The organism is Aliinostoc sp. HNIBRCY26 (assembly GCF_050235535.1).
Lineage (GTDB): Bacteria > Cyanobacteriota > Cyanobacteriia > Cyanobacteriales > Nostocaceae > Trichormus.
In genome coordinates this window covers 3,193,908-3,206,763 of record NZ_CP189852.1, presented here as the reverse complement: position 1 = coordinate 3,206,763, position 12,856 = coordinate 3,193,908, and the positions used below count along the sequence as shown (strand labels likewise).

Below are 12,856 nucleotides of genomic sequence, written 5' to 3'. Positions count from 1 at the left end.
AACCTACGCATCTGTTTCATTCTTTTCATGAATTGGTATTAGACAAGGTAGAGTTTATTTCTCAACCCAGCACTCACTACTCATTACTCATTACTCATTACTTATTACTCATTACTCAGCACTCACCACTCATTACTCAGCACTCATCACTCACCTGCGGTGATTACTGACTCAATCTCTCTAAAAAAATTTTCTATCTTCACAATAAAGTTATTTAATTTACATCTACCTTAAGTATTATTTGAGCTATTAGCCATAACATGGTAACATCCAAGTGATTGATTGATGACTATTACAAAGAACAGTTCATCATACACCAATTAACATTAACAGCATCTACTATACTTTCCTTACTAAGTATGCGTCAGTTAGCCTGATGCAAAAATTTGGCGCGCTCTACTGAAAAATCAATATCAATCGATTCTTTATTCAGCATCCAAACTTTTAGACTGTATGGCTAGTAAATTACACTGCAAAATTTGGCAATGGTGTGTTGCGTTGATTCACACATCATTAAAACCTGTAAAACTTATGTTCTTTAGCCAAGTTTGGCGGCGAAATCTCCAACTAAGACGCTTTTTCCCCATCTTGGCTATCATATCCTTTGTTACAGTCTTGTTGGTGAGTAATTTCACTCCTGTACTTGCCCAATTACCACGTCAAGAAATTCGTGGCGTTTGGTTGACGAATAATGATTTTAATATCCTCAAGGATCGTCGCCAAGTCCAAGAGGCGATGAATCAACTCCAGGAAATGAACTTTAATACTGTTTATCCTGTGGTGTGGAATTCTGGTTATGTGATGTATCCCAGTGCTGTGGCGCAAAAGGCTGGTATTCAACCTTTTGTTTTTCGTGGCTCAGATGGACACGACATTTTAGCAGATGTAGTTAACCAAGCCCATCGTCGGGGTTTGTTGGCGAATGCTTGGTTTGAGTTTGGGTTTATGGCTCCTCCCACATCAGAACTAGCGGTGAATCATCCAGAATGGTTGACACAAAAACGTAATGGTGGCAAGACTTCGATGAGTGCGGCTGGGGAAGTAGTATGGCTAAATCCTTTTCATCCCCAGGTTCAGAAGTTAATCAGTGATCTAGTTTTAGAAATTGTCAGTAACTATGATGTTGACGGAATTCAGTTTGATGATCACATGAGTTTACCTCATGAGTTTGGCTACGATCGCTACACCATTGCTCTCTACACCCAAGAAACGAAGAAAAGTCCTCCCGCTAATCCCCAAGACCCCAATTGGTTGCGCTGGCGAGCTGATAAAATTACTGCATTCATGACTCAACTAAATCAAGCCGTTAAAGCCAGAAAACCCAATGTAATTTTTTCTGTCTCGCCTAATTACTATGATTTTGCTTACAAGTTTCAGCTACAAGATTGGCTGGCTTGGTTAAGAAAAGGCTTGATAGATGAGTTAATTGTGCAAGTTTACCGTCCTGATTTGCAAAGTTTTGTGGCTAATATTTCCCGTCCCGAAATTCAAGAAGCCCAAAAAACCATTCCCACCGCAATTGGGGTGATGACAGGTTTACGAAATAATCCTGTTCCCATCCAACAAATTAAGTCTCAAGTCCGAGCCACCCAGCAACGAGGCTTAGGGGTAGCCTTCTTCTACTACAGTAGTATGTGGAACTACTCTTCAGAATCTTTAGATGAGCGTCAAGCAGGATTCCAAGCCTTGTTCCCCTATCCGGCGTTGCGTGCTAGGGTGGATTAGCAAGAGGGATTGGGGATTAGGGACTGGGGACTGGGGACACTTCGACAAGCTCAGTGCATCGCTGGGGACTGGGATTGTCCTCCTCTGCTCCCTCTGTTTTCCTAATCCTTGTTCCTTAGTGTCAATGCTTTCACATCGACTTGCAGATTTTATAGACTCTGATTGGAATAATACTGATCAATCCCCTCGTTATTGGTATGAGGGGCGTTGTCTGCAAACTGGTGATTTACTCAGACTTCCGCGCACATCTTTTGTAGAAGCGATCGCCTGTGGTTTAATGCAACAATTAGCCGAAGATGAGCGTTATTCCCGTGAGGGGAAAATGTATGGTGTGTTGTTGGTGGAGTCACCCACGGGGGAACAGCAAGTATTAAAGGCTTTTTCTGGTTTACTCAATGGTGAAAGTGTAGTTGATGGTTGGGTTCCACCGATTCCAGGGAGGGAACAGGTAGCATTACAAGAAGCCCAAACTTTAGCTGAATTGGCAGCAATTAAGCAAGAATTAATTAGCCTCCAGCAATTACCCGCCAGACAGGAGTATGAGAGATTATCCCAGGAATTTGCCCAACAGTTGCAAATCATGAGCGATCGCCATTCTCATTCTAAACAGCAACGTCAGCAACAACGCCAGCAACTTTCCGATACACTCACAGGAGAAGCTTTAACTTTAGCCTTAACGCAATTAGATAAGGAAAGCCGCCAACAGGGGATAGAACGCCGCCACCTCAAACGCCAGCGTGATGTGACTTTAGCAACATTAAAAATGGCGATCGCAACAGCAGATACACGCATTCAGGAACTAAAGCAAAAGCGTAAAGCCATATCTCGACAATTACAAACACAAATGCACGCGGCTTACTCCCTGATGAATTTTTTAGGGCAATCTTTATCATTACAGCAATTAATGCCTAATGGTTTACCCACAGGGACAGGCGACTGTTGCGCGCCGAAGTTACTCCACTACGCCGCTACCCACGGACTCAAACCCCTAGCAATGGCAGAATTTTGGTGGGGAACATCCCATCAAGATAAAGTGCAGGGAGAATTTTATGGTGCTTGTGCTGAACGTTGTCAGCCGTTGATGGGGTTTTTATTGTCTGGTTTGAAACCTAACCCCCCTACCCCCTTCCCTACAAAGGAAGGGGGAGTTTTAAGCCCCTGCCCTTGTAGGGGAGGGGTTTGGGGAGAGGTCAAAACTATCTACGAAGACGAATATTTAATTGCTGTCAACAAACCCCCTGGTTTACTTTCTGTCCCTGGACGCTATCTAGAAACTCAAGATAGCGTCATTAGTCGCTTGCGTAATTCCTTAGCGGATGGCGATAATTTAACGGCTGTACATCGCTTAGATCAAGAAACCTCTGGAATTCTCTTGCTAGCGCGTGATTTACCAACATATCGCCAACTTAGCCAGCAATTCCAACAGCGACAAGTCCACAAGGTTTATGAGGCGATACTTGCAGGGGTTGTCACCAAAGATGAGGGTGTAATTGAATTACCATTGTGGGGAAATCCCGAAAATCGACCTTACCAGCAAGTTAATTGGGAACTTGGTAAACCCAGCGTGACGCGCTTTCGGGTGATGGGGAGAGAAGGGAATTATACCCGTGTGGAGTTTGAACCATTAACCGGACGCACCCATCAATTGCGAGTTCATGCTTTGGTAGGATTGGGAGTTGTGATATTAGGCGATCGCTTGTATGGTTGCAATGCTGGGGTGAGTCGCTTACACTTACACGCCAAAGAACTCCGCTTTCAGCATCCCCACACCCAAGCGACTATTCATTTACAGGCTGAAACGCCGTTTTAATCTTTTTACTATGCTCGTAAACAGTCTATGATGCTGTTGGTTGTGGTTTTTGGGGATAACGTCGCTTGATGGGAAGTTTCACAACTTCGTGTCCACTAACAATTTGCTTTTGGCGTAGATCACTAAATATAGCTTTTAGGTCATAGTTTAAGGACTTAGCATATTCCTCTCTGTACTTATGGATTTCTTTGACGATATCGTCCTCATACATATTTATTTTCCTCAAGAATCAAATCCCATTAACTCATAAGGTGTACAGATAACGGGTAAATCGTATCCCAGTCCAGAGCTAATCTGTGATAGTTTGCGTTGGATTTGGGCATTTGCCATATGCTTACAGTTCCATGTTAGCAAGTAATCCAAACCATAAACGGTGGCAAGTGCTATGTGTAACGCATCATTAGCGGCTTTGGGTGGTAAATTGCTTTGCTGCAAAAATTCTTGTGCAAGTTCCATAGCTTCTTCTGTTAAATCCAGAAAAGTCAAGGATTGTAGTAAATTCAGTCTTTGAGATGCGATCGCTGTATCTCCCCTAGCCGCTTCATCCTCTACAATCTCAGAAGCATAAAGCACAAAAAAACCACGGCGAACATTCCACCAATCTTGCGTAATTTTTATATTTGCCGCCAGAATCAAGTTATCTGTCAATCTGGCAGTCAAGTATCCTAAAATACTGGTTTCAATATAAACGGTTTCCTTCACAGGACTTGGTAAAATCTATTTTGTAATCATCCTACAGCATTTGAGCTTTGTCTTGAGACTTTGCGGCATAATTCTTTTAATTAAGTAGGTAGGCATATTATTGAAATATAAAATGTTTAGTCATTTGCAGACTGAAACGCCGTTTTAATCTTTTTACAGATTTCCACTAATGCAGCATCTTGTTCTGATTCACTCAGGCTTTTTAAAGGTTGTTGTGGGTTATGCGCTGCTTGGTATTTAGCAATTTCTGTTTCTTCGTAGAGACAAAAACTTAATGGTATCCAGATAATTGTTAGCCCTTTAGCTTCAGCAGCTTCCAATAAAGGGGGTAACTCATTTTTGTAAATGAAATCTGATGCTAAAAAGTTAGGGCTTACCATTAATACAGCTACTTTAGCAGCAGCCATAGCCCTTTCAATTTCTTTACGCCACTCCGAGCCAGGTTTAATTTTTGCATCATGCCACACTGCCAAGCTTTGACGATTAATCATTGTTTGTAGGTGGGTATTTAATTTAAGTAACCATTCTCTATCTTGATGACTATAACTAATAAAAACTTGATTTCTATCGACTGTTTCAAATGTTATTCGTTGCCCATTTTTATCCGTTGTATAAATATCATCAACTAGTCCTCTGACATCCACCATGCCAAAACCTTTTTGACATTGGATTTTATCCTGACGAGCATCTAAAAAGTCATGCAGTGTATTTAAAGGATATGAATGAGGACTTTGATTGTTTTTACATCTTGCACAATTACATGGAACAAGTGTTTGATATTTTAGACGTTCATATGAATTATGGATTTTTTCTAGTTCGTGCATAACACTAGATAGTAATTCTTTCTTACGATTGCCTGAAACGCGAATTTTAATTTCTCGTTGATGATAGTGTTCAATTACTTCAGCGCGTGTTTTATCTTTGTTGAGAACAACACCAGTTTTCCAAACTAGAGTTTGTTGTTCAATAAAATTATGTGTTTCCACAATGAAACGACTTAACATACCTTTCGGCATAAAGTCATAACTGTAGCGCAAGATGAGATTATTAGATTCATCCCAGTTGTATTCAGGTTGATTCGCAGAGAGTAATTGAGGTGCAATGTAAATTCCAGGAGAACTGGGAATCTCATAACAAAGCTTAAATTTCATCATTAACCGCAACAATTCTGGGCGCATATCAGCATATTTATCTTCATGCCAAATGTTTGCTAAATCGTCGCGGCTAAATCTACCTAAGTTTTTAATTACTTCTGGGTTGTCTAATACTTTATAAACTGCATCTGTACCCCAAGTAGGTTTGAGAATTACGGTTTTTCTCAGTAAGTCATCATCTTGAAAATGAAGGCATACACCTAAATCATGTAGATAACCGCTAAGTAGGAGTTTATCTTCTCGTTTGGTAAATCCATGTTTTTGGCAAAGATTTAAATATTCTTCTAAAGTAATATACTGACGTTCATCACCTTCTAAAGTTTTGCGGACTTCAACCCAATTTTTCGGAAGTTCTGTGCCTATGTGGGGTAAGTTACTAATGTAGTGTTTGATTTTAGTTAAAATTTCTGGCAATCCACGATTTGTAGCTAAGTTGGTAGAGAGTGTTTCTTTAAAGTTGGTAAAATTAGCCCGTAAATCTCGCTCATTAATTTCTCTTTTACGGTCTTGTTTTTCATTTTTGATAACAAGCAATGGGCTATTATCACTTAGTAGTTCTACTACATTCAACCAATAATAAAAATCAGTATCTTCTTTACGAGTATCTGCAACTAAGGTGTAAAGAGAACGTTTGGTCAGGAAGAATTGGTGAGTGGCGTGGTAAATTTCTTGTCCTCCAAAATCCCATATATTAATCTGAAATATATTCCCGTTTTCTAACAAGAATTTCCACTGAACTATATCAATTCCCTCTGTAGATTTTTCATTTTTTTGTAGTTGATAAACAGGATTTTGAATTTTTTCAGTTAGAGTGGTTTTACCTGCGCCACCTTCTCCTAGTATAAGTAATTTTGCTTCGTACAGGTGATCAGTCTTTTGTGTCATTTGTTGTCTGCAAAAATTTAGAATAGCTTCTATTCCTCTATTCAGTATTTCTGGTGGAGGCGACTCAATAGTATTACCATCAAGTTCGAGAGATTGCAGGTTGACTAATTGTCCACATTCCGGTGGCAGATTGTTTAATCGATTATGTTGAAGGTAGAGAGATTGCAGGTTGACCAGTTTTCCAAATTCCGGTGGCAAACTGCTCAGTTGATTACTGTGGAGGTAGAGTGATCGTAGGTTGACTAATTGTCCAAATTCTGGTGGAAGACTGCTCAGTTGATTGTTGTAGAGGTTGAGTGATTGTAAATTAACCAGTTGTCCAAATTCTGGTGGAAGACTGCTCAGTTGATTGTTGTAGAGGTTGAGTGATTGTAGATTAACCAGTTGTCCAAATTCCGGTGGCAGACTACTTAGGTTATTACTGCTGAGGTAAAGTGATTGCAGGCTGACTAATTGTCCAAACTCTGGTGGCAAACTGCTCAGTTGATTGTTGTAGAGGTTGAGTGATTGTAGATTAACCAGTTGTCCAAATTCTGATGGCAGACTACTCAGTTGATTATTGTAAAGGTTAAGCGATTGCAGGTGGGTCAGTTGAACAATTTCCGGTGGCAGACTGCTCAGTTGATTACTGCTGAGGTTGAGCGATTGGAGATGGGTCAGTTGAACAATTTCCGGTGGCAGACTGCTCAGTTGATTACTACTGAGGTTAAGCGATTGCAGGTGGGTCAGTTGAACAATTTCCGGTGGCAGACTATTCAGTTGATTATTCCAGAGGTATAGTGATCGCAGATTTTGTAGTTCGACAATTTCTGCTGGCAGATTCCTCAGTTGATTATTCCAGAGGTCAAGTGATCGCAGATTGAAAAGTGTCCCGATTTCTGGTGGTAGTGTTGTTATGTTTTTGTTAGAAAGGTCTAGTTCCGTAACTTTGTCTTTAGCAGCTTGCTCAATAATTCGCAGCAGTTCTTCATTAGTCATAGGAAAGGAGCGATCGCATCAGTAAAATATAGCTCAATAATAATGTAGCGCGTATAAACTGTTGCAATAGTTCTAGTGGGATTTCGCTGTATCAAGATTTCCGGTTTGATTTGCAAAGTTTGTTAAATATCTTTTACACAATAATTTTTCAGTTACGAAAAAGTTACATTACATTGCATAATGCTTCAACACCCAGTTTGAATAGTGATATTTGCATTAAAATAAGTTTAAGTACAACAAGGGAGGAAAAATCACTATGTCAGTTAAGCTTTTACCCGACCTTGGAGATTTAACGGAAGGCTTAGGCGTTACGGGGATTGTGGGGATAATTCTTTTACCCATATTCTTGCCAGTTATCGGTAGTGTTGGTAGACCAATAGCTAAAGCGGTGGTTAAAAAAGGCCTGGCTCTTTATGAAAATAATAAAGAGGCTTTAGAAGAATTGCGCGACAACTGGGAAGATATCATCGCAGAAGCTAAGGCGGAAGTGGGTGAAGAACGGATGAAATCGGCTCAACCTACGGATGTTTAGTTAGGCAGGGGGGCAGGGAGCAGGGGGCAGAGGAGAAGGAAGAATATGGTTAAGTTGGTTAATTTGTGTTTGGACGGTGCTTAAGAACAGCGATCGCTCTGGTAGCTGCATAATTTAAGTAGGCCTTACCGTTAAATTCTGATTCATCTCTAAGCTTGATAGCGAATTGATGCGGCTACTGTTTCAAAAATGGGTAGATATTCTAATTCTTGGGTTGATTCAACCATGCCAACTAACGCATACAGAGTTTGATGATTTTGCCAACAGACTTGATATTGTGTAACTGGAACTTCAAAATTAGGGGACTGAAAAACAAATACATCAATTCTGGCTGGAAAATCATCAATCTTTGAGTGGATTTGAGTAATAATTTCAAACTGCTCTGAGGCTAGGTTTTTTAATGCAGATTGCATTAATTGATCAGCGAATGTCTCAAAGAAGTTATCAATTTGTTTTCTTAGTTTTAATACAGTTTTGTTGAAAAAGATTTGGGGATCATGGGCTAAATTTGTAGGATAAAAGTATCCCTCTGTTCCTGCACCCATAAAGGGATAATTCTCGATTTTTTGCCAATTGTTAGGGATTTCTACGGAAAACCCTAGTTTTTCAATGAAATGTCGCTCATATACCACTGTTTCATTGCTCATAAATATATTGATGGGTTGTGATTAAGTATGCAAAATCCTCTCTTTTTCTTCCCTGTTGCTGTCTGAAAAGCTCAAGGGCTAAAGCCCTTATACCAATTCGCAATTCGCAATTCGCAATGGACTAACGTCCCGCTACGCTAACGCAATTCAGAAAGTCAGATACCATCTGGGTTTCCAGCTTTGCATCTGTTGCTTAATTTTGGAGAATTGGTATTACTACGAACGAATTGGGTTTTGGCATAAATCAGTGATGAATTATGATTTTAGTTGGAATTATCTGATTTTTGGTTCTTCCCAGAGAAGAAATTAGTCACGGTGTTATATAGCGAGGATGCACCACTGGCGATCGCATTACCTGTAGCAGTCAAACCCTTGTAAGCTAATCTGGTGGGAACTTCTACGGCTGTTCCTGCTAATCCCGCCGCACCAGCTAACAGGCCTCCAGCCACAAATGTACCTTTATTTAAGGCCATCATCCGTCCGGCTTCTACTAATCTGGATTTGGTGTAAGGACGAGTAGCATTTTCTGTGACTTTAATATTTTGAGTATGGCGACCTTGACCACCTCCGCCCACAATATCTTCAGTATTTAATAATTGGGAAGTATGGGCTTGTTTAATTCTGGCGAGGGTAGATACAGAAGCTAGTCCAGATGTTTCTAGATCATGTTCAAAGAACGTACCTTTAAGGTGTTCTCCTCCTGCTAGGTCTACAATATCGCCTTTGGCAATGTGATGAACTACCTCCGGTCTAGCATCTTCTGGGAGGGCTTCTATATTCTGGTGATATTGTTTAGCATTGGGCGCAGCCGATTGAAATGTCACTAACCGTCTGACTAAATCGGGAAAAGTCCCCACAAAATGTTGAGCTAATGCGCCGCCTAAGCTATGGCCTGTAACATCTAATTTGCCTGATTGCGCCACTATACCCTTGACATAACTGACAGAAAACCCTGTGAGGATTTGCTGAATTCCCCCGTGTCCAGGAGAATTGAGATCCAAATCTTGCCAAACTGTAGCTAAATCACTTGTCCCTCGGAATGCTAATATAGGGTGTTTTCCTGCCGCTAATCCTTCAGCCGTGGGTAATAATAATCCGTAATTTAAGCCGCTACCTGCATTAGTAACCTTTCCATCTGGAAACCATTGTTCTTGAAATCCTTGTTCCCTCAGCCAGACTTTATCTTGGTCAGTCAAGGAGTCGTTATAAATCAAACCATGTCCGATTTCTTCTAAGCTAATATCTTGCGGATTAATTTTAGTCGTGCCATTTTTAACTTGATTGGGGTCAATATCTCTACTGAGGATGGCTCTGTTAATTATACTGATTGCCCAGTTTTCTGGTGATGAATTTTCCCGACGCTGTAAACTGTAAGTCTGCGGTGCGTGAATTCTTTGTAATACTTCCTCTGCTACTGTATCCGCCTCTCGTTCATACTGATCTGTAGGCTGACTGATAGTCAGTTTTGTCTGAATGCTAGGTGGTGGTGGAGTTACAGAACCAGGGGCAAAAATGCTCAGATTCAGGAATGGGTTGCTTGTCGTTGATTTTAACTGGGTTTTAGGGGTTGTATCTGCGGTTTTCTCTGTTTGAGTCTGAATAACAAACGGACGCGGTGCAAATTGATTTGTTGTTGTTTCCGAGTTATTTGCAGCACTTTTCGATGTTCTATGTTGCGGCTGATACATTTTGAGTTACCAGAGATTTTTGTGCTGATTGTAGACTTAGCGTAAAATTTAGCACTATATTATCTGGATGTGAATTGCGATCGCCATCATTGATATTATTGTTCACAGAGTCGAATCAGTGCGATAACCTAAGTTCTATAAATTGTAAAAACCCCTCTCCAAATTCGCGAAAAGATTCAGGGGCGTAGGGAAGAACAATACAATACCCCATGCCCCATCCCCTTGTATCATCCCAAAAACAATTTATACGCCGGATTTTGGCTTTCATCCCAATATTGATAGCCAAGGGTATCTAAAAATGCTTGCCATTCTGTCATTTCCTGGGGCGGGACTTGCATTCCGACGACAATGCGTCCGTAATCTGCGCCATTGTTGCGGTAGTGGAACATACTAATATTCCAATTGGGACTCATGGAAGCCACAAATTTCATTAACGCGCCGGGACGTTCGGGGAACTCGAAGCGATAGAGTAGTTCATTGTGGGCTAGGGGTGAATGTCCGCCAACCATGTGTCTCAGATGCAGTTTTGTCAGTTCATCATCAGTTAAATCGAGGGTGGCAAAACCGCAATTCTCAAAGGTTTCTACCATTTTGAGTCTATCGGCGCGGTTTTGGATTTGCATCCCGACGAAAATATGGGCTATTTTTTCATCTGCAATGCGATAGTTAAACTCAGTTAAGTTACGTCTGCCGATACATTCACAAAATTTATGCAGACTTCCTGGGGTTTCGGGGATGGTGACTGCAAAGATAGCTTCGCGGCGTTCACCAAATTCGGCACGTTCGGCAACAAAGCGCAAACGGTCAAAATTCATATTCGCACCGCAGGCGACGGCGATGAGGGTTTTGTCTTGGATTTGTTCCCGTTCTACATAGGCTTTTGCGCCTGCGATCGCTAATGCTCCGGCAGGTTCTAAAATAGAGCGTGTATCTTCAAATACATCTTTAATGGCAGCACAGGTGTCATCTGTATCCACCAAAATAATTTCATCTACATATTCTTGACACAGACGGAAGGTTTCTTCGCCGACTTCCCGCACTGCTACCCCGTCAGCAAATAAACCGACTTGAGATAACCGCAATCGTTTTCCGGCTTTTAATGACTGGTGCATAGCGTCAGCATCTACCGGTTCTACACCAATAATTTTGATTTCGGGACGCAGACGTTTGACGTAAGCAGCAATACCAGCAATCAAGCCACCGCCACCAATAGCCACAAATATTGCATGAATCGGCTGTTGGTGTTGCCGGAGAATTTCCATACCTATAGTACCCTGTCCCGCGATGACATGAGGATCATCAAAGGGATGAATGAAGGTTAAACCCTTTTCTGCTTCCAATTGTCTAGCATAGGCGTAGGCATCATCATAGGTATCGCCATGCAAAACCACCTCTCCGCCTCGCGCTTTGACTGCGTCTACTTTGACTTGGGGTGTAGTTACAGGCATGACGATGATAGCCCTTGTGCCTAACTGCCGCGCACCTAAAGCTACGCCTTGGGCATGATTACCCGCAGAAGCCGCAATGACACCCTGTGCCAGTAAATCTGGCGGGAGGCTGGCCATCTTGTTATACGCACCGCGCAACTTAAAGGAAAATACAGACTGCATATCTTCCCGTTTCAACAGGATTTGATTATTCAGTCTGGCAGAAAGATTCGGGGCATATTCTAAAGGCGATTCTTGAGCAACTTCGTATACGCGAGCAGTCAGTATTTGTACTAGGTAGTCGCAAAGCATGGGGTAGATGGAATGAGCAAGGGCTAGATGAATATTAATTCTACGTTAAGTTTGTCCCAATACTTTGAAGATTATTGGTGTTGGCGTACCCACTTCGCCAATTATTCTCCTACTGGATGAGATTTGAGTAAGCTAAAGAAGAGCGATCACTGATTATCAATGGTACAGGCAATTGTTATTTTTATCCTCATTGGGCTGATTCTTGCGGGAATATTACTGAGTCCAATACTCACGAAAAACCGCAGAAATCGCCTGCAAAAGCGTCAATTTCCGCCGTTGTGGAATGCTGTTATAGAAAATAATTTACCAATTTATCTTTGTCTTTCTCCTGCGGAACGGCGACGACTTCAAGGACATATACAAGTATTTTTATCAGAAAAACAATTCATTGGCTGTCAAGGATTGCAGGTGACAGAAGAAATGAAAATTATGATTGCGGCTGTCGCTTGTTTACTCCTACTCAATGAAAGGGGTGAATACTTTCCTAAATTACAGTCGATTTTGATTTATCCCAGCACTTATTTTGTGGATCAAACTGTAGCAGTTGATAATTATATTGTTACAGAAAGACGTGATGCGAGATTAGGAGAATCATGGACTAAAGACCAATTAATATTATCTTGGCAACAAGTGCAACAAGATACACAAAATTGGCAAGATGGGCGTAATGTGGTGCTGCATGAATTTGCTCATCAGTTAGACCAAGAAGATGGTAAAGCTGAGGGTGTTCCTATTTTGCGACATCAGTCAGATTATGCAATTTGGTCTAGGGTGATGACAGCAGAATATCAACAACTTTGTCAGAGTGTACAGCAAGGTATGAAGACTGCAATTGATAGTTATGGTGCAATTAATCCCGCCGAATTTTTTGCTGTGGCGACGGAGACTTTTTTTGAAAAGCCGCAGCAGTTACAGCAGAATCATCCGTTGCTTTATGAGCTATTACAAAATTATTATCAATTAGATACGGCGGCAATGCGATTTTTCGGTGAATAA

General features: G+C 41.2%; 11 protein-coding genes. 4 read left to right on the top strand and 7 right to left on the bottom strand.

Going from position 1 to position 12,856, the window contains the following annotated elements; all coding sequences use genetic code 11:
* Positions 1 to 453: 453 nt before the first annotated feature.
* A complete protein-coding gene (locus tag ACQFX9_RS13695; RefSeq protein ID WP_427162501.1) occupies positions 454 to 1,725 on the top strand; it encodes a glycoside hydrolase family 10 protein in 1,272 nt (423 codons plus the stop codon).
* A gap of 124 nt (positions 1,726 to 1,849) precedes the next feature.
* The gene (locus ACQFX9_RS13690) at positions 1,850 to 3,535 is read left to right on the top strand and encodes a pseudouridine synthase (RefSeq protein WP_427162876.1); all 1,686 of its coding nucleotides are present in this window, start codon (positions 1,850 to 1,852) and stop codon (positions 3,533 to 3,535) included.
* Between the two features lie 25 nt (positions 3,536 to 3,560).
* Here ACQFX9_RS13690 and ACQFX9_RS13685 read toward each other — a convergent pair whose 3' ends face one another.
* The 3 genes from ACQFX9_RS13685 to ACQFX9_RS13675 all read right to left on the bottom strand — a co-directional run bounded on the left by ACQFX9_RS13685 (position 3,561) and on the right by ACQFX9_RS13675 (position 7,254).
* On the bottom strand, positions 3,561 to 3,746 hold the full coding sequence (locus ACQFX9_RS13685) for a hypothetical protein (protein WP_427162500.1): 186 nt from the start codon (positions 3,744 to 3,746) through the stop codon (positions 3,561 to 3,563).
* An 11-nt stretch (positions 3,747 to 3,757) separates the two neighbouring features.
* A complete protein-coding gene (locus ACQFX9_RS13680; protein ID WP_427162499.1) occupies positions 3,758 to 4,237 on the bottom strand; it encodes a type II toxin-antitoxin system VapC family toxin in 480 nt (159 codons plus the stop codon).
* A 116-nt stretch (positions 4,238 to 4,353) separates the two neighbouring features.
* A complete protein-coding gene (locus ACQFX9_RS13675; protein ID WP_427162498.1) occupies positions 4,354 to 7,254 on the bottom strand; it encodes a COR domain-containing protein in 2,901 nt (966 codons plus the stop codon).
* Positions 7,255 to 7,510: 256 nt separating this feature from the next.
* On the opposite strand from ACQFX9_RS13675, the gene ACQFX9_RS13670 reads away from it, so the two are divergent.
* The gene (locus ACQFX9_RS13670) at positions 7,511 to 7,786 is read left to right on the top strand and encodes a DUF5132 domain-containing protein (protein ID WP_103137711.1); all 276 of its coding nucleotides are present in this window, start codon (positions 7,511 to 7,513) and stop codon (positions 7,784 to 7,786) included.
* Between the two features lie 149 nt (positions 7,787 to 7,935).
* On the opposite strand, the gene ACQFX9_RS13665 is transcribed toward ACQFX9_RS13670, so the two are convergent.
* The 4 genes from ACQFX9_RS13665 to ilvA form a co-directional block, all read right to left on the bottom strand.
* Entirely contained in the window at positions 7,936 to 8,433 is a 498-nt protein-coding gene (locus ACQFX9_RS13665; protein WP_427162497.1) for a hypothetical protein, read from the bottom strand.
* A 263-nt stretch (positions 8,434 to 8,696) separates the two neighbouring features.
* Positions 8,697 to 10,121, bottom strand: a complete 1,425-nt coding sequence (locus ACQFX9_RS13660; protein WP_427162496.1) for a hypothetical protein — start codon at positions 10,119 to 10,121, stop codon at positions 8,697 to 8,699.
* Complete coding sequence (locus tag ACQFX9_RS13655; protein ID WP_427162495.1) at positions 10,102 to 10,227, bottom strand: hypothetical protein; 126 nt, start codon at positions 10,225 to 10,227, stop codon at positions 10,102 to 10,104. The genes ACQFX9_RS13660 and ACQFX9_RS13655 overlap by 20 nt, the downstream gene beginning before the upstream one ends.
* Before the next feature lie 121 nt (positions 10,228 to 10,348).
* Positions 10,349 to 11,860, bottom strand: a complete 1,512-nt coding sequence (gene ilvA, locus ACQFX9_RS13650; protein ID WP_427162494.1) for a threonine ammonia-lyase, biosynthetic — start codon at positions 11,858 to 11,860, stop codon at positions 10,349 to 10,351.
* 159 nt (positions 11,861 to 12,019) lie between these two features.
* Between ilvA and ACQFX9_RS13645 the strand changes: the two genes are divergently transcribed.
* The gene (locus tag ACQFX9_RS13645) at positions 12,020 to 12,856 is read left to right on the top strand and encodes a zinc-dependent peptidase (RefSeq protein ID WP_427162493.1); all 837 of its coding nucleotides are present in this window, start codon (positions 12,020 to 12,022) and stop codon (positions 12,854 to 12,856) included.